The 17,348-nt window shown below is 41.8% G+C and carries 13 protein-coding genes; 7 read left to right on the plus strand and 6 right to left on the minus strand.

Annotated elements, in window-relative coordinates:
- Positions 1-190 precede the first annotated feature (190 nt).
- The 3 genes from DP73_RS23320 (at position 191) to DP73_RS03945 (ending at position 2,264) form a co-directional block, all read left to right on the plus strand.
- The gene (locus DP73_RS23320) at positions 191-334 is read left to right on the plus strand and encodes a hypothetical protein (RefSeq protein ID WP_165574381.1); all 144 of its coding nucleotides are present in this window, start codon (positions 191-193) and stop codon (positions 332-334) included.
- A gap of 146 nt (positions 335-480) precedes the next feature.
- Positions 481-750 (plus strand): hypothetical protein, encoded by a 270-nt coding sequence (locus DP73_RS03940; protein WP_034597633.1) that lies wholly within the window; start codon positions 481-483, stop codon positions 748-750.
- 314 nt (positions 751-1,064) lie between these two features.
- Positions 1,065-2,264, plus strand: a complete 1,200-nt coding sequence (locus tag DP73_RS03945; protein ID WP_034597739.1) for an RNA-guided endonuclease TnpB family protein — start codon at positions 1,065-1,067, stop codon at positions 2,262-2,264.
- A 153-nt stretch (positions 2,265-2,417) separates the two neighbouring features.
- Here DP73_RS03945 and DP73_RS03950 read toward each other — a convergent pair whose 3' ends face one another.
- Both DP73_RS03950 and DP73_RS03955 read right to left on the minus strand, forming a co-directional pair.
- Entirely contained in the window at positions 2,418-2,828 is a 411-nt protein-coding gene (locus DP73_RS03950) for a hypothetical protein (protein WP_242865689.1), read from the minus strand.
- A 3-nt stretch (positions 2,829-2,831) separates the two neighbouring features.
- The gene (locus DP73_RS03955; RefSeq protein ID WP_081962945.1) at positions 2,832-3,188 is read right to left on the minus strand and encodes a BlaI/MecI/CopY family transcriptional regulator; all 357 of its coding nucleotides are present in this window, start codon (positions 3,186-3,188) and stop codon (positions 2,832-2,834) included.
- A 301-nt stretch (positions 3,189-3,489) separates the two neighbouring features.
- Between DP73_RS03955 and DP73_RS03960 the strand changes: the two genes are divergently transcribed.
- The gene (locus DP73_RS03960; RefSeq protein WP_081962946.1) at positions 3,490-4,557 is read left to right on the plus strand and encodes a sulfite oxidase; all 1,068 of its coding nucleotides are present in this window, start codon (positions 3,490-3,492) and stop codon (positions 4,555-4,557) included.
- Between the two features lie 106 nt (positions 4,558-4,663).
- The gene (locus tag DP73_RS03965) at positions 4,664-6,805 is read left to right on the plus strand and encodes an ATP-dependent helicase (RefSeq protein WP_034597634.1); all 2,142 of its coding nucleotides are present in this window, start codon (positions 4,664-4,666) and stop codon (positions 6,803-6,805) included.
- 235 nt (positions 6,806-7,040) lie between these two features.
- Here DP73_RS03965 and DP73_RS03970 read toward each other — a convergent pair whose 3' ends face one another.
- Positions 7,041-7,685, minus strand: coding sequence for a flavodoxin family protein (locus tag DP73_RS03970; RefSeq protein ID WP_034597743.1), 645 nt, complete (start codon positions 7,683-7,685; stop codon positions 7,041-7,043).
- A gap of 486 nt (positions 7,686-8,171) precedes the next feature.
- Between DP73_RS03970 and DP73_RS03975 the strand changes: the two genes are divergently transcribed.
- On the plus strand, positions 8,172-9,218 hold the full coding sequence (locus tag DP73_RS03975; protein WP_034597636.1) for a vWA domain-containing protein: 1,047 nt from the start codon (positions 8,172-8,174) through the stop codon (positions 9,216-9,218).
- Between the two features lie 99 nt (positions 9,219-9,317).
- On the opposite strand, the gene DP73_RS03980 is transcribed toward DP73_RS03975, so the two are convergent.
- From DP73_RS03980 to DP73_RS03990, 3 genes are all read right to left on the minus strand, one after another.
- Positions 9,318-10,016 (minus strand): YjjG family noncanonical pyrimidine nucleotidase, encoded by a 699-nt coding sequence (locus tag DP73_RS03980; RefSeq protein WP_034597637.1) that lies wholly within the window; start codon positions 10,014-10,016, stop codon positions 9,318-9,320.
- A 393-nt stretch (positions 10,017-10,409) separates the two neighbouring features.
- Positions 10,410-11,486, minus strand: a complete 1,077-nt coding sequence (locus tag DP73_RS03985) for a hypothetical protein (protein WP_034597638.1) — start codon at positions 11,484-11,486, stop codon at positions 10,410-10,412.
- Between the two features lie 100 nt (positions 11,487-11,586).
- A complete protein-coding gene (locus DP73_RS03990; protein ID WP_034597640.1) occupies positions 11,587-12,723 on the minus strand; it encodes a DUF5009 domain-containing protein in 1,137 nt (378 codons plus the stop codon).
- 228 nt (positions 12,724-12,951) lie between these two features.
- Between DP73_RS03990 and polC the strand changes: the two genes are divergently transcribed.
- The gene (polC, locus tag DP73_RS03995) at positions 12,952-17,286 is read left to right on the plus strand and encodes a DNA polymerase III subunit alpha (protein WP_034597642.1); all 4,335 of its coding nucleotides are present in this window, start codon (positions 12,952-12,954) and stop codon (positions 17,284-17,286) included.
- Positions 17,287-17,348 lie beyond the last annotated feature (62 nt).

Below are 17,348 nucleotides of genomic sequence, written 5' to 3' on the forward strand. Positions count from 1 at the left end.
GAAGTTAAGACCTCCAGGGCCAATGATACTTGGGGCATAGCCCCTGGGAAAGTAGGTCATCGCCAGGTAACAAGCGACAGACTATCTCTAACGAGGTAGTCTGTCTGTGTTTTTAATCCAGTGATTGTATGTAAGAATCTTGGGAGTTAGGGGTTCCACCCGTTCGATCCACACTGCAGGAGAATGCGTTATGGGACGCAGTGTGGCGAAAAGCTCATCCGCTTTTCGTATACCGAACACGGAAGTTAAGACCTCCAGGGCCAATGATACTTGGGGCATAGCCCCTGGGAAAGTAGGTTATTGCCAGGTAAACAAGCGAAAGAACTATCTCTAACGAGGTAGTTCTTTCTATGTTCCATAATACTGCTATCGAACACGGAAGTTAAGAATCCACACTGCAGGAGTATGCGTTATGAGTCGCAGTGTGGCGAAAAGCTCGTCCGCTTATCGTGTTCGATCCACATTGCAGGAGTATGCTTCATGAGTCGCAATGTGGCGAAAGGTTCCCCTTCGCCACGTAGGTTCTTTGTGGTTGGTGGCACTCGTCCTTCGCCGCTAAGGATTCTTTGGGGGATCAGCGGCTTCGGCGAAACTCTCCACCGGAGACTTTCGTCACCGGACACTATCGTGCCTTTCGTTCGAGGGCCGATGAATGCTTGGGGCATAGCCCCTGGGAAAGTAGGTTATCGCCAGGTAACAAGCGGAAAACTACCTTTAAGTGAGGTAGTCTTTCGCTTGTTTTTTAATTGATATGAAATGTATATACATAATGATGGTAGTCGAAGAGACTGTTATGCCAGGTATGATCTTTGATAATTAGCCACATCAATAAAGCCATTTTGCAAATAATTAATTAGTGTTACAAAACCCATGTATATGGCATAGACAGATGTTAAAACAAGCGCATGTAGCGACAGTAAATAGAATTTTTTATCATCGCGCGGCGAGAAGACTCCCATCCTCTATAGGTGGTGAGATGAATCGTCGCCCCAAAATATTACCAGAACACCTGTTTCGAAACTGTTCTTCCCGTGGTAAAATAAGGGGATAGAACATTGGAGGGGGTGTTCAAAATAATCCGAGTCTTAAAGACAACATTCCATACTACTAAAGACAACATAGAACGTCTCTTTGCCTGTAATCGCACATCTTCCAATGTTTGGAATGACTGTTTAGGATTGGCCAAAGAGCATTTTCAAAAAAACGGTAACTGGATTGACCGAGGGACGTTGCATTTAGCAACCAAAGGTCAATACCCAGTCCACAGTCAGTCCATACAGGCGGTCTACGAAAGATACATTGATGCTCGAGAAAATGCCCATAAAGCAAGGGCATTGGGATTCACCAAAATTCGGTACCCTTACAAAGAAAAAAAGCATTTCAATACTAAATGGAAAAAAGATGGGTTTCGGGTTGGCGAAAACGGAAAAATCGAGTTAAGTTTGGGGCTTTTCAGGGGTAAACGTCAAAAACCTATAGTGGTTCGAGTCAAGGATTTGCCCTCCGGCAAAATTAAAGAGATGGAACTTGTCTATGACCGGGGTCTGCGGTTAGCTATAGCCTATGATGACGGCATAACGCCCAAAGAAAATGATCATCTTGGTATTGCGGCTATAGACCTGGGTGAGATCCACACCATAGCTTCAGTTTGTGATAATGGTCAAGGAGTGATTATTACCGGTCGGAAGATCCGAAGTCTCAAACGATTACGTAATAAGAAAATGAAGGAACTGCAAAAGAAGATAGCCAAATGTCAAAAAGGTTCTCGTCAATGGAAAAAGTACCGGCAAGCTTTGAATTACGTCTTGGGTAAGAGTGATGCCCAGTTGACAGATGCCCTTCACAAAACCACCCGTAAATTCACAAATTGGTGTCTAGAAAATAAAGTGAAGGAAGTCGTTGTAGGCAACATGGAGGGTGTACAGCGAAATACTTCTCCCAAAAAGAAAAAGAACAAGCACAAACGTTCTCGCAAACATAATCAAAAAATGTCTCAATGGCAATTTGGTCGAATCACAACCTACCTGCAATACAAATTGGCAGCCGAGGGAATAAGTCTACAAAAAGTCGATGAATCCTATACAACACAAACGTGTCCCGTTTGTGGGAGGAGAAAGAAACCATCCTCTAGGAATTACAGTTGTACTTGCGGATATCAGGAACACCGGGATATCCACGGAGCGAAGAACATCTTGAGCAACTACAAATATGGGAAGTTCCAGGAACTATCATTAGATCAACAAAAGTATCTACGGATCGCCTAAAGCGGGAAGTAGTAGATGCCATGAATCTGGCCCGTATGCAATTGCATATAGTTGCCGGCCTTACCGAAATAACGTACTCGCGCCTCAGGTGAGGTATCTCTAAGGGAGATGCCATTGAGACATACATTTTGGGCTTGCCGGAAGCCCCTACCTCTAATGTAGTGTAGGTGGGGGAGGTTCACAGGACAATATAGTTTCGATTCGTACCTTTGTATTTGCTCCCCCAAACGCCGATGCGACTTTGAACACATTTGCAAGCAGGTCGGTTTTATATTCAATAGGGAAATAGTCTTTGGCCCCCATTATACTGTTGGTGGTTGTGATCTGGGGAAGTTCTTTCCAGACGACCACGGTTTTGGTGGTGAATTTTGAAATTAGGCTTAGCAAGCTGTATTCATTGGCAATGCCAAAAGGAAGCCAGAACCTGATCAAAGGAAGAATCCATAAGACATATACCGCAAAACGTGGCAGAGCTTTGAGCTTACGCTGAGACAAAACAACCAATCCGGTAATACTGGCGATAATACTCATATTAAGTACCCAGTAGAATAGTTCGGATAGCATAGACTACCTCTTTTCCAGCAGCTTTTTTAATGCCTCAAGTTCCTCTTCGGAAACATCGTTTTCAATAAATGAAGCGAAAAAGGCCTTTTTAGAGCCCTTATACAACTTGTCGATCAGGCTTTGAGTTTCAGCCTTCTGTACAGCTTCTTTTTTGACCAGGGAAGTGCAGATAAAGTTCGGTTCAGTCCGTTCAAGGGCTTTTTTCTCGATAAGCTTTTTGATAATCGTATAGGATGTGTTCTTATTCCAGCCGATGGTTTCGGCGGCGATAAGAGTGATTTCCTTTGCCGATACAGGCTCCTTATCCCACACAATGTCCATAATTTTTAGTTCACTGTCAAATAATTTTACTGTTTCCAATGTTAAACCTCCAGACTATTCGAGTAGTATGCCTATATACTACTCGAATAGTCTGGATTTGTAAAGAGTATTTTGGTAGTCTGAATTTATCAATTTCGAGACGGGGGTTGTTGCAAAACAGCTTTAGAAAATGATCTATACAAAAATCAGCCTGAGAGGACGCATAGTGAAGCCTTTGGGGCTGATTTGCGTTTGATGGTAAATATTACATTAATTATTTGATATTACTTTGCAACACTGACTAATAAGTTTAGGTAATTAATCGTCGCTCTGTGATCTGGATAGGAGAGGTGCTGATTCTTTGGATATTGAGAAACCTTCAATAATCCCATATTTAACGACCAGAAAATTGAACCCTGAAAACCAGGAAACTCCTATTCATTTTCTTCGTCAAACCATTACACCGACTGAGTATTTCTTTATCAGAAATCACTTTGAATATCCAAGCCAAACCCAAGAAGCTTTCTTTCTTCCTATATTAGGGGAAGTAATGAGACCGACAATCTTTAAATATCAAGACATAATACGCATGCCCTCAAAACACCTGACTCTGCCACTTGAATGTTCGGGTAATAATAGGGCCTTTTTTGATCCGAAGGTCTATGGGGAGCAATGGGAAGACGGAGCTATTAGTCAGGGATTATGGAGGGGGGTACCTCTTAAAGATCTCCTGGCCTTAATAGGATTGAAAAGCACTTCGCTGGAGGTCGTCTTTGAGGCATATGATTATGGTAAAAGAAAGGATTTGGAGGGAAAATTTCATTTTACCAGGAGCTTACCTATTCAAAAGGCACTTCATCCCGATACAATAATTGCCTATGAATTAAATGGCAAGCCCATTCCATTTAAGCATGGCTACCCTTTAAGGCTGATTGTACCTCAATGGTATGCCATGGCTTCAATTAAATGGCTCAAAAGAATTGTGGTTATTGATCATCACTTCAGGGGACCGTTTCAGGAAATTGACTATAACTATTACCCATATAAAGACAATGATCAAGGAAAAACACCAGTAGCTCAGATTAACGTTAATTCAGTGATACAGCAGCCGCAAAACCGTTCAATTCTGGATAATAGAAAGCATGTCATTGAAGGTTTTGCCTGGACAGGGAGGGGTGTAATCACAGAAGTTGAAGTGACCACAGATGGAGGCGAAAGCTGGCATAAGGCTAATCTTGTTCAGGAGCAATCACCGTTATATTCTTGGACATTCTGGAAATTCGTCTGGAAAGTGCCTAATAAAGGCGAGTATTTGATTATGTCGAGAGCCAAGGATTCTTTTGGAAATATCCAACCCTTTAAAGCAAAGTGGAATAGAAAAGGTTATGGATATAATGCCGTATATACTGTAAAAGTCAAGGTAGAATAGAATCTCATTGACCAAGTCCAATAGGCACTATACAATAAATCATACACCCTTATGACATCCATCAACTATTAGTAAGGTGTTAGAAATACATAGTAGGAGATTTACGGTGATTAGCGAAAAGGATTTCTTTGAAGAAATCAAGGCCAGAGGTTTTGTTTTAACAGATCAGCAAAAACGGGCTGTGGTTCATAACCAGGGCCCTCTTTTACTTCTAGCGGTTCCTGGCGCTGGGAAGACGACGGTTCTCACTGTTCGTTTAGCTTATTTGATTCTTGTAAAAAACATAGATCCTCGAAGGATTCTTTGCCTAACCTTCGGACGAGCTGCAGCCAAGGAAATGCGAGAACGGTTCTTTGAGAATTTTAGGGCTATGGTAAGCGCTCAAACTGAAGGCTGTGGAGAAATTCAATTTTCTACCATACACAGCTTCGCTTATGAGGTAGTTCGAACCGCTTTTCGACAAAGAGGTACCAGATTTGAAATTATTGAGGAACAAACCGGGGCTGAAAGCAAGACAGGAGTTCTGCGTAGGATCTACGAAAAGCATAATGCTTCCTCAATTACCGATGAGCAGCTGGAAGGGTTACAGAATACTATTTGTTACGTAAAAAATACGTTAAGCAAACCCGAAGAGCTTTCGAATTGTGACATTAAAAATTTCTCCCTTATATATAAGGATTATGAGGACTATAAGGAAAGCAGCCGCCCACGTCTGATTGATTATGACGATATGCTCTCCCTTGCCTTTCAGGAGTTAGTGGAAAACCCGGCCTGCTTAGAGTATTATCGAAAACGCTTCGACTATATGCTTACGGATGAGAGCCAAGATACATCCCTTCTTCAGCACAAAATCATCGAAAGGGTCGTTAAGCCCCAGAACAATATTTTTGTCGTAGGGGATGATGATCAATCAATTTTTGGGTTTCGAGCGGCGGAGCCAAAGTACCTCTTAGAGTTTGAACAGACGTACCCTGGAGCAAAGATTCTGCGCATGGAGCAGAACTTTCGCTCGACTCCCCAGATTGTGGCCGTAGCCTGCGGTTTTATTCGTTCTAATAAGCTGCGGTTTGATAAAGCCATGTTTACTAAGAATCCAAAAGGGGGCGTCCTTCAGAGCAAACAATTTGAAGGTATTGGAGAGCAATATCAATTTATTATTCAGAAACTCCAGAGGCAAAAGGATTTAGCCCAGGTAGGGATTTTGTATCGGAATAATTTATCCGCCATTTCTTTGGCTGATGAGCTAGATCGAGCAGATATTCCCTTTTATATGCGTGAGTCAGGTAAACAGAGGTTTTTCTCCCACTGGGCCATTAACGATATGTTAAATTTCCTTCGCTTCTCGTTTAATGACAAAAGCTTGCCCGTCTTGGAGCGGATTTGGTCCAAGTTAAGTTGTCCAATCCGCAAGCAACATCTTGATTTACTAAGGCAAATGCCAATCGATCGTTCAATTTTTGACATTCTGGCTGAACAACCGGGAGTGACCAATAAGGGAAAAATAGAGTTTTTAGACCTTAAAAAGTGGTTTAAGGAGCTTAATACTCTTTCACCTGCGAAGGCAATCCCTTATATCCGAAACCAACTAGATTATGATAAAGCGATGAAGCGAATGTGTGAGTCCCTAGGCTTTTCCGAAGACTATGTAGTAAGCCTCTTGGATGTTCTGAGTTCAATTGCTCAGAAGGAACCCACGATTGTGGAGTTTGCCAATCGTTTAACCCATCTGGACAAGCAAATGATGACTTCCTATAAAAATAGGCACAAAAATGTCGTGACCCTTTCAACCATCCATTCGGCCAAGGGGTTAGAATGGGATCAGGTCTACCTAATTGATCTTGTCGAAGGGATCATTCCTGAATGGGAGACAATCAAGGATGATCAAGATGGCAAGAAGGAATTGTTAGAGGAGGAAAGACGACTTTTTTATGTAGGCATGACTAGGGCCAAACGAGAGTTAACCTTATGTTCTATGAATTACTATTATCAGAAACGGGTGAAAGCCTCTCGCTTCCTTGGCGAGGTCAGCCTTGTGCTGCAAGGTAAAAAGCCTCAAGAAGTGATCTCTCAAGTATCAACCCCGCTGAGTGATTTAGTCCCCGGGTTGGTTGTACAGCATAAATCATTTGGAGAAGGAGTTATTCTTAAGGATGAAGGAAATATGATTGTCGTTCGTTTTAAGGATAGTTCACAGCGTTCCTTCATGAAAGATATCTGTGCTAAGCAAAGGTTGATTTGGGCTGTTTGATTCTTAGTCCCTCCATTCAACACCCTACGAATGGAGTAGCTGATGAGGCTCTAAAACCTGATAACCCCAAGAAAAAGGAATCATCAAAGTTATAGAATTTGATGATTCCCAGAATGAAGGAGCATCTAAGCACGGTAGTATTTTAAGCAAGTTTGAAGACATGGATAACAAGACAAGAGTTACATTTATGGTAGTAGCTTGCTAAAAGAGAAACCAATCATGGAGCAGAGTGTTTTTAAAGGCCTGAAAGTCGAACCCCCATGTCAAAGGCGTTTTGACAATCGATGGGGAACTGCTCAGCTTTGATCTGGGACTTGTGATTTACGTCGAACATGGATGCTTCATACTTGGAGTAATCTTCAAACTGATAGGTATCTGCGGAAATCATAAATTCAGAGGTTCCATTAAGTAGTTGCAGCACAGTTTTGTTTTGTTGAAATAAAGCTTCGTAGTTAACTTGTTGAATATACTCCTTGGGAACATTCATGGTATAAATGAAACCAGAGGATAATTTCCCAGGAAAAACAGAGCGATGACCTTCATTATAGGAAAGGTTGGAGAATAACAAACGTTCTAAGAAAGAACGCATTAAACCGGTTACATTGCTAAAATAGATAGGTGATCCCAACAAGAGAACATCCGATTGCTGAACTTTTTCTAGAACTGCAGTTAGGTCATCTTTCATAGCACAGTGTCCGACGAACTTCGAGTTCTTCCTTTTACAGGCAAAGCAGCTGGTACAACCTTTAAAATTCAAGTCATATAAATGAACAGATTCTGTTTGCGCTCCCACAGATTTAGCTCCTTCGAGGGCTTTTTGCAATAACGTATCGGTATTCCAATTCTTTCGCGGACTGCCATTAACAGAAAGTAATTTTATCATTAAAATTCGTCTCCTATCTCCTATAAGTTACTTAGTTTTGATTTGTTCAATGACATTTTCATTATAATGTTCAGGAAGAATTAAACAAGTACGCACATTTTTGTGCCTATGTATTAATTCAGTAACACATTAGCTAAGTGCAGAGAAAAAAGACCTATCCTAACTATTGCTTTCCAAGCCAGTTTTTCCTCCGTTAGTAGAGCTTCTTAAATTCTCCGGCAATCTTAAATGCAACAAAACTAGCCTACCTTTAGGTGCTTTTAGGTGGGCTAGTTTTTTGTGATCAAAAGTCTATTTAGGCCTTCAATACTGTTACACAAGATTCTCTAGGACTATAGATTTCTCTTCATAGTTCGTTTATGACAGTATTTGTTAATCTAAATATACTCCTCCCAAGCATAGTATAACAATGTCATTTAGCTTGAGGGGAGGAGCTCAATTGGGACTGTAAAAGGAGGAACCCTTCGTGGTCTAGTGCTGTTAATGCTGGCAATCCTCATGATTGCCGACGTCAGCAGAGCAGACGATGATTCAAAACTTAGAATTACTCAAGTAGAGTCGAACTTACCGAATCTAAAATTATTTGTGGAATTAGAAAACGTTTATCTGGATAACAGCAAACTTAAAAAGAATTTGAACATTAAACTTAATGATATTCCAGTCCAAATAACAGACATTCAGTCTGTTAAGAACGGAAACAAAGTTGCTGAAAATACGGCCTACCTAGTTCTAGTCGATACATCGGCATCAATGCAAAACTCTATAAGTGAAGTTCAGAGTATGTTGGAAGAATTATATGGCTTTGTCAGTTCAGAGGACAAAATAGCTGTTTTTAGTGTGAGCAACAAATTGCAACCGGTCAAGGATTTTATGAGCAATGATTCTTCAGATCAGGTAAGTAGAAACCTTAAAAATGCTTTATCTTTGGATGCCACTGCAGGAACCTATTTATATTCGGGGATTCGAGAAGCTTATGACCGAGGAAGGACAGCCCCAGACATCCCTTCCCGACGGATTATTATACTGGTAACCGACGGCGGGGTTGAAGGAGACTGTCTCAGTTGTGATGACCTGAAAAGCTACTTGGATGTCGACAGATTGCCTGTTTATACCTTAATTCTAAACCAGCAAGCCTCGGTAGATGAGGATTTTAAGAACGCAGCTGATCAAATCGGTGAGAGGACGGGTGGACAATCCTTTGTTAGCATGAGTGGAAATAAGCTCTTCGCTCAGTTCAAGGCTTCTCAGGAGAAGAGCAGTATCCTTATGCTGCGCTGTGATAATTTTAAACCCCTAAACCTGCAGGCTAACCTTACTGTATCCTTGCCAGGGAGTCAGGGTGAAATCGAGCAAACAGTTAAATTCACGGCCACTCCGGCTGCGGATAATACAACGAAGCTTAATAACCAGCAAAATTTACGAACGAGCTATTATGGAGTTATGGTGATCCTGATTCCAATGATCCTTAGTTTGTTCTTTATCCTGGCTATAGGATGGGTATTATTGACTAAGGGTGAGCAGCCCCTTTAAGGTAGTTCGGGTGCAGAGTGCGGTTAGCTAAACATTTTATACAGCCCATGCTGCCCCAAAATCGGAAACGTTTTCGATTTTGGAGCAGTCCGTCAATCACTACGCATTCTGCTCAAGGCCGCAAATAGCACATAGTTCCGCTAAACTTGTGATTGTATAGGTGCTTTGAATTTCCGCAGAGGATTTTTGCGGTTTGCTATTGATCCAACAGGTATCTATTCCTGACAAGAGGCCGCCTTTAATATCAGTATTTAAGGAATCCCCGATAATAAGCGCATCCCTTATTTCAAAATCCTTGATATGACCAATTACATAATCGAAAAATTCTTTTGATGGCTTTTGGAATCCGATGCTTTGAGAATCAAATATGTCTTCAAAAAATCTATCTAGTCCTGCATGCTTCAAACGCTTTATCTGAGTGTTTGTTATTCCATTTGTAATGATAAACAGTCTATGGGACTCAGATAAACTCTGACACAATTCTAAAGCTCCGTCCATGAGTTGATGCCCATTGCCTAGAAGTTCTCGATATTGATTTTCCCATTCTATACCATCCACAGTTTTGCCCAATTTCAACAAGGTTTCTGAAAACCTTGAATTTAATACATCATCTAAGGCAATAGTTCCATTTTCATAATCAGTCCACAGTTGTTTGTTGACGGAATTGTATACTCCAAACAGCTCATCTGAAAAAGTATATCCATGTTGATAAAACAATTTGTTTAACGAATCAATTTCGTTAGCACTGAAATCTAACAATGTATCATCTAAATCAAATAGCAATATTTTATAACTCATTTTTTTGCTCCCCATAATATAAATTATCTGTAACTCTATATATGCTAGATGTAGAGAGAAGCTCATTGGCATTGTGCAGCCAATATCGGCTAAATAGAAAGGTGATATCATATGACTCTTGAGAAAATTAGGATTAATGAAATCATGGACGAGGCTAGTCTGGTATGTAGCCTAAATGTTATCAAGAATTCATTCACTACAGTTGCGAGAGAGTTTAACCTAACTGAAGAAAATTGTTCTTCAAATCCTGCATTCATAAACTAACTTTGAAAACCTTACGACGATGAAAAATTAGGGGATCGCTATGTTTGGTTTGTTTGAAAAAAGCAATCAAATCGGATTCGTTGCCGTTGAAAAGGCAGTTGAGAGTAAATGATCTCATAGGACCTTTCCTTAAGATTTCGAAGAATAGGCCGTCAAGATTTGTTGAATAAGCTCTTGCCGGCTTTCAGGCGTCTCGATTTTGAAATGCTCAAGATAATCAGCTACTTGCTTCGGGGAACCTCTTCGGCCGACGATGGCATAGGCTAAGTAGAATAAAGAGGTACCCCAATTGATCTTTTCCCCTTGTTTGTTTTTGAGACCGTTGCGAGGGAAATTCAAGAGATCATCTCCGATGTCTTGAACGATTTCATCGAGTTCCCCAATAGTTTTTACTCCGAGGTAACTAAAGACTGTAGTGAGATAGCCGAAAAAACGATCCTTTAATTCTAAATCGGCGTTGACGATATGACTAATCTTCTGGTCGAGTTCACGGATGTGTAGGGATTTTAGAACATAGGATTTTAGCGATGCCTGATTGATAAGCACCGTAGTGGGGGTCTTCTCAATTTGAGCTTCAACTTCGGCCTCGTAATTAGCCAGGTTAGAACGAATTTTGATAAACTCTTCATCTGCTAACTCCAGCAATCCGGCTAGTCGAGAGAAGCTTCTCCGGATTTCCCGGGGCACGGCGTGTTCATTTTTATACCCTAAGTCATGTTCGATTTCAGCCCAGGTATGTTGAAGAATGGAGCGGACTTGAATTTCCAACTTGCAATCTTTGAAGCGTTGGTACTCAATAAGCTGGAGCCTAAAGGAGGGGAGCTTGACCACATAGTGAAGGGATAGATAGCCAAATTTCTCAGGGTCAATTAATTCCCGCTTGTCCACGGAATTTGAACGATCTACTTCAAATTCCTCCTCCACGAAACTGGCGATAAGATCCACTTGGTCAGCAAAATAGGTGATAATCCGAATCCCGGCTAAATCGGTGATGTCCTCTAGCTTTGTGTATTTATCATCTTCCCGATTGACCTTTCTCTTTAAGCTTTCTCGGTTTTTTACCCGGGAAGTGATGGAGTGAACGTTGATACCCTTAAGCTGAAGTATTCCTTTTAACAAGTTTTCGGTGACATTGGTAAAATCGGAATATACCGGATAAACTTGATCAAATTTTGCAATGATGTCGGCTGAATTTTGATTGGTCATCTTAAATTTCCCTTCGGCTGCTTTAGTTTCTTTTAGCTATTATGTTATCATATTAACGGATATTTTTGGCCTCGATATAAAAATACACTGAAATGACCTTCTAAAGTCGAATATATATCTTTCGATGATGAAGAAAACCCAATATAACCATATAAAATATCACGTAAGAAAGCGAAAAATATAAAGAATCTAACCCATGTGCCCACGGACTTATGAGCCTTTCTGTGAACCAGATTCTAAAGGACATGGTTTTGCCGGAAATAGAATCATATATCGGAATTAGCCATAATGACCTTCCCATAAGTCCTGAAGTAAAGTAGATGAAAATTGCACTGGCCCCTATAACCTTGAATGGTATTAGGAATCTATCCCTTTTGAGGATATCTGTTACCAGATATAAAAAGGCTAATAATAAAATCCCCAGGCCAGATGTCAGTAGGACAAAGGAGCTAGACCAGAGGTTTTTATTATAGGGAAAGAATGCATTAGATAACTCTGCGGAGAATAGCAGCAATAAACCACTGCCAATGAGGAAAGACAGCCTAATAAGTCGCCTATAGGGTCTTTGAAGTATCATTCCGGCAACAACCCCTATAAGGCCTGAACTTAAAGCAGGGATTGTACTGAGAATACCTTCCGGATCCCAATTTGGCGTATATAAATGACCTTCAAGATATTTTAGGTCAATGTATTGAACAAGATTGCCTTGGAGATCCATTACTCCCCTTTCATATCCAGGAACGTGAACATATTTTAGTAAAAGATAATATAAAATGAGCAATAGAGCCGATGTTAGAAGTTGAACATTTATTTGTAATGTTTCTTTTTTGAAAACTGATCTGAGTAGTATATAGATAAGGGCTGAGACTAAATAAACCACAGCAATTCTCTGGAGAACTCCAGGAATCCTTATGACGGTTAAATCGAAGAAGGGAAACCCATTTAATAATAACCCTAAGAGAAATATTAGACTGCTGCGGCTTAAAATGTGGCCAATGATGGCTCCTCGGCTGGTGCCTTTTTCTAATCGATTTCTGGTTGATATCGGCACGACAACGCCCATGATAAAGATAAAAAAAGGGAATACCAGATCGGCTACCGTAACTCCATTCCAAGGAGCGTGTTTCAATTGTTGGGGAATATTGGAGGGATTCCCCGGATTACTAACCATGATCATTAGTGCTATAGTTAGCCCCCTAAAAATATCAATACACTCCATGCGTAAGCTTTTTTGCATATTTTAGCCTCAATTTTCCTGAGTTTTCTTATCATAACCATTGTGCATATTTCCTTCGGCTATTATACTTTGGCTTTGTTTTATTTCCTTTGGTAAATATCCCGGACAAATTTACCTTTTCAGAGGAAGGTCATTAATGATAAGATTAGATACGGCAGAAATTAATACTGGTTTTTGCCTTCCATGGCTGCAGCCTTCAAAAAATTTTAGGAGAGACTGACAAAGTACATGAAACATATAAATGAAATTTTTAGTGATTATGAAGCTGAGGGTAACCTTAATACTGCTATTGTACAAGCAGTGGTCTTAACTAAAAGTACGAAAACCTTAGAGATGAAAATCAGCTCTGATAAATATATTGAAACAAGAGAAATTGAAGCCCTCAATCGGTTTATCAGAGAACGATTAGCCTTAGAGGATTCGATCATCACGGTAGTTTACCCTGAGGGAACCCAGAGAAAACCCTTAGAAGAGGAACTCAAACATATTTTGTCAGTGTTGGCGAATAAACATCCCATCCTAAACGGAGCGCTTAGAAGTTGTGACTACGAAATCGCCGAAAATCATGGGATCAAATTTACATTTAAAACGGCAGTTTCCTACCTATTAAAAGCCAGAGGTTATGACAAGAAAATTCAGGAGGCCATCAAAAACCTCTACGGGGCTGCCTATCAGATTAATTTTGTCGATGATGTAAGCAGTGAAGAATTAAAAAGGTTGCAAGAAGCTACCGAAGCAAACGAGACTATGCTTCTTCAAAGGCAAGTTGCTGCTACAACAGCCACTGAATCCCCTATAGAATCTACGCCAATAAAATCGGAAGCTAAAGGGGACGACGGAAAAAAAGGTGATCCTTCCTTGATCTTAGGCAGAAACTCGACGATTAAGGACACGGTCATTAAAATTACGGACATCACACCGGATGAAGGCAGGGTAGCTATCCAGGGTGAGCTATCTAATATCGAAGCCAAGGAATTAAGAAGCGGAAAAACTTTAATTTCCTTTGATTTATATGACGGCTCAAGTTCCATGACCTGTAAGGCTTTCATTAAGCCCGGTGAAGATGGGGAGATAGTATCCCGGCTAAAAAAGGCTAAGGGTGTCAAGCTGGCCGGAAATGCCGGCTTTAGCCAGTTTTCCGGGGAAATTGAGCTGATTGCCAATACCATCGTAGAAACAGCAGGCAGGAAGAAGGCTCAGCGGCAGGATAAAGCAGAGGAGAAGCGGGTCGAGCTGCACATGCATACCCAGATGAGTCAGATGGATGCCATGACCAGTGCTACCGATCTGATTAAAAGAGCTATGAGCTGGGGGATGAAATCTATTGCCATTACGGATCATGGCGTAGTACAGTCATTTCCCGAGGCTCATAAGCTCTTAGGTCGAGATAATCCGAACATGAAGGTTATCTATGGCGTGGAAGCCTATTTGGCCCCGGATAAAAAGTCCTCCCTCACCAACGCTAAAGGCCAGAGCCTTGATACTACCTATTGCGTGTTGGACTTGGAAACCACCGGTTTCTCAGCAGTAACGGAAAAAATCACGGAAATAGGAATCATGAAACTCCAAGATGGCAAGGTCATCGACGAGTTCAGCTGTTTTGTTAATCCGGAAAAGCCGATTCCGGCAAGGGTTGTAGAGGTTACCAACATCACGGATGATATGGTAAAAGATGCCGAGACCATAGACCAGGTCTTTCCTAAACTGCTGGAATTTATTGAAGGAAGCGTTTTGGTTGCTCATAACGCTGAGTTTGATATCGGCTTCTTAAAGCATAATGCTAGAGTCTTAGGCTACGGCTTTGATTACACCTATTTGGATACCTTGTCCTTGGCCAAGGAGCTCTTTCCTGATTTTAAAACCTATAAATTAGGCAGAATCGCTAAGAACCTAGGCTTCAAGGTGGAGGTAGCTCACAGGGCCTTAGATGACGTGGATACCACGGTGAAAGTCTTTAAGGTTATGATGGAAAAACTTAAGCAACGGGGAGCGGAAACCCTTGAGGATATTGATCGCTACGGCTCCGATGCAGACGCCAAGAGCGTTGAGTATAAGAAGCTTAAAACTTATCATGCCATCATCTTAGCCAAGGACTATGTGGGCTTAAAGAATTTATATAAGCTGGTTTCCTATTCTCACTTAGATTATTTTTATAAAAAACCGCGGATCTTAAAGAGCCTGTTTAAAAAATACTCAGAAGGCTTAATCCTGGGCAGTGCCTGCAGTGAAGGGGAGCTTTACCAGGCCATCTTACTGGGAAAGTCCAATGAGGAAATTGAAGCCATTGCCGAGGCTTATGATTATTTTGAAATCCAGCCTCTCGACAACAATGAGTATCTAGTCAGAACCGAGCAGGTACCGGACAAAGACTATTTAAAGGAAATTAATCGTAAAATTGTAGCTCTTGGTGAAAAATTAAACAAGCCTGTAGTGGCCACCGGGGATGTTCACTTCCTGGATCCGGAAGATGAGATCTATCGGCGAATCCTGGAAGCCGGTCAAGGCTTTAAAGATGCGGATAATCAGGCACCCTTATATTTGAAAACTACCGAAGAGATGCTGGAGGAGTTTTCCTATCTAGGAGGAGCAAAAGCCTATGAAGTGGTGGTAACCAACACCAATCTGATAGCCGATATGTGCCAGCAGATCAGTCCTATTTCAGCGGAGAAGTGCGCGCCTCATATTGAAGGCTGCGAACAGACTATTAAGGACATTACCTTTGAGAAGGCCTATGCCCTCTATGGAGACCCCTTGCCGGAAATTGTTCAGCAAAGGCTGGATAGAGAGCTGGATTCCATTATTAAAAATGGCTTTTCTGTGATGTATATCATCGCTCAAAAGCTGGTCTGGAAATCCAACGAGGACGGCTATCTGGTAGGCTCCCGAGGATCCGTGGGTTCCTCGGTGGTTGCCTATATGACTGGGATTACGGAAGTAAATGCCTTGCAGGCCCATTACCGCTGCCCCGGCTGCCGATATTCGGACTTCTCTGATCATGGGGTTAAAATCGGCTTTGACCTACCGGATAAGGAATGTCCGGTTTGCGGAGAAAAGCTGGCCAAGGACGGCATCGATATCCCCTTCGAGACCTTCTTAGGCTTCAATGGGGATAAAGAGCCGGATATTGACTTAAACTTCTCAGGAGAATATCAGGCCAAGGCCCATAAATATACCGAGGTTATTTTTGGCAAGGGGACCACCTTTAAGGCCGGAACCATCGGTACCATCGCTGAAAAAACAGCCTTTGGCTATGTGAAAAAATATTATGAGGAAAAAAACCGTACCGTTAGCAAGGCAGAAACTCTGAGAGTCTCCAAGGGCTGCACCGGGATCAAAAGAACCTCAGGACAGCACCCGGGAGGAATCATCGTCGTGCCGAAGGGACGGGAAATCTTTGAATTCTGTCCCGTCCAGCATCCTGCTGATGACTCTAGTTCGGATATCATAACCACCCATTTCGATTATCACTCCATTGATTCTAACCTCTTAAAACTGGATATCCTAGGGCATGACGACCCGACGGTTATCCGAATGCTTCAGGATATCACCGGTGTGGATCCGCAAAAGATACCCATGGATGACCCGGAGACCATGTCCATATTCTCCTCCACGGAAGCCTTAAAGGTATCCCCGGAGCAGATCAATTCCAAGGTGGGGACCTTCGGCATTCCGGAGTTTGGTACGAAGTTTGTCCGAGGAATGCTTTTAGATACCCGGCCCAAAGCCTTCGAAGATTTAATCTGTATATCCGGTCTTTCCCACGGGACAGATGTCTGGTTGGGAAATGCCAAGGATCTAATAGATGCGGGAACCGTGACCTTAAGCGAAGCCGTCTGTACCCGGGATGAAATCATGACCTATTTGATTAAAAAGGGCCTGCCGCCCAATACGGCCTTTAAGATCATGGAGCTGGTGCGTAAGGGGAAAGCTTTATCCAACCCTGAAAAATGGGCTGAATATGAAGCCTTGATGAGGGAGCATAAGGTGCCGGAATGGTATATCGATTCCTGCCGAAAAATCAAATACATGTTCCCTAAAGCCCATGCTGCCGCCTACGTCATGATGGCCTTCCGCATTGCCTGGTTTAAGGTGCACATACCTCAAGCTTATTACGCAGCCTACTTCACCATTCGAGCCAAGGCCTTTGACGCTGAATTTATGATCTTCGGCAAAGAAAAGGTTAAGGCTAAGATGAAAGAGATTGAGGAACTGGGTAACACTGTCACCCCTAAAGATAAGGATATGTACGATGACTTGGAATTGGTTTTAGAAATGTATGAAAGGGGCTTTAAATTCCTGCCCATTGATTTGTACAAGTCCCATGCCACAAAATTTCTGCTGGAGGAAGAGGGTATAAGACCGCCTATCAACAGTATATCCGGCATGGGAACTGTGGCTGCGGAAGGTCTCTATAATGCCGCCCAGGAAAAGCCCTTCAACTCCATAGAGGATGTGAAGAAACGGGCGAAGATTGGGAATGCTACTATAGATTCACTGCGGAAATTCAGCTGCTTTAAGGGAATTCCGGAAAGTGATCAGATGAGTCTTTTTGATGTGATTTAAGATGTGATTAAAAAAGAAAAAAGAACGAACTAGCCACTGTTTTACTGTGCAACGTTGACTTA

It is taken from the genome of Desulfosporosinus sp. HMP52 (assembly GCF_000765145.1).
In the GTDB taxonomy this organism is placed as follows: Bacteria; Bacillota; Desulfitobacteriia; order Desulfitobacteriales; family Desulfitobacteriaceae; genus Desulfosporosinus.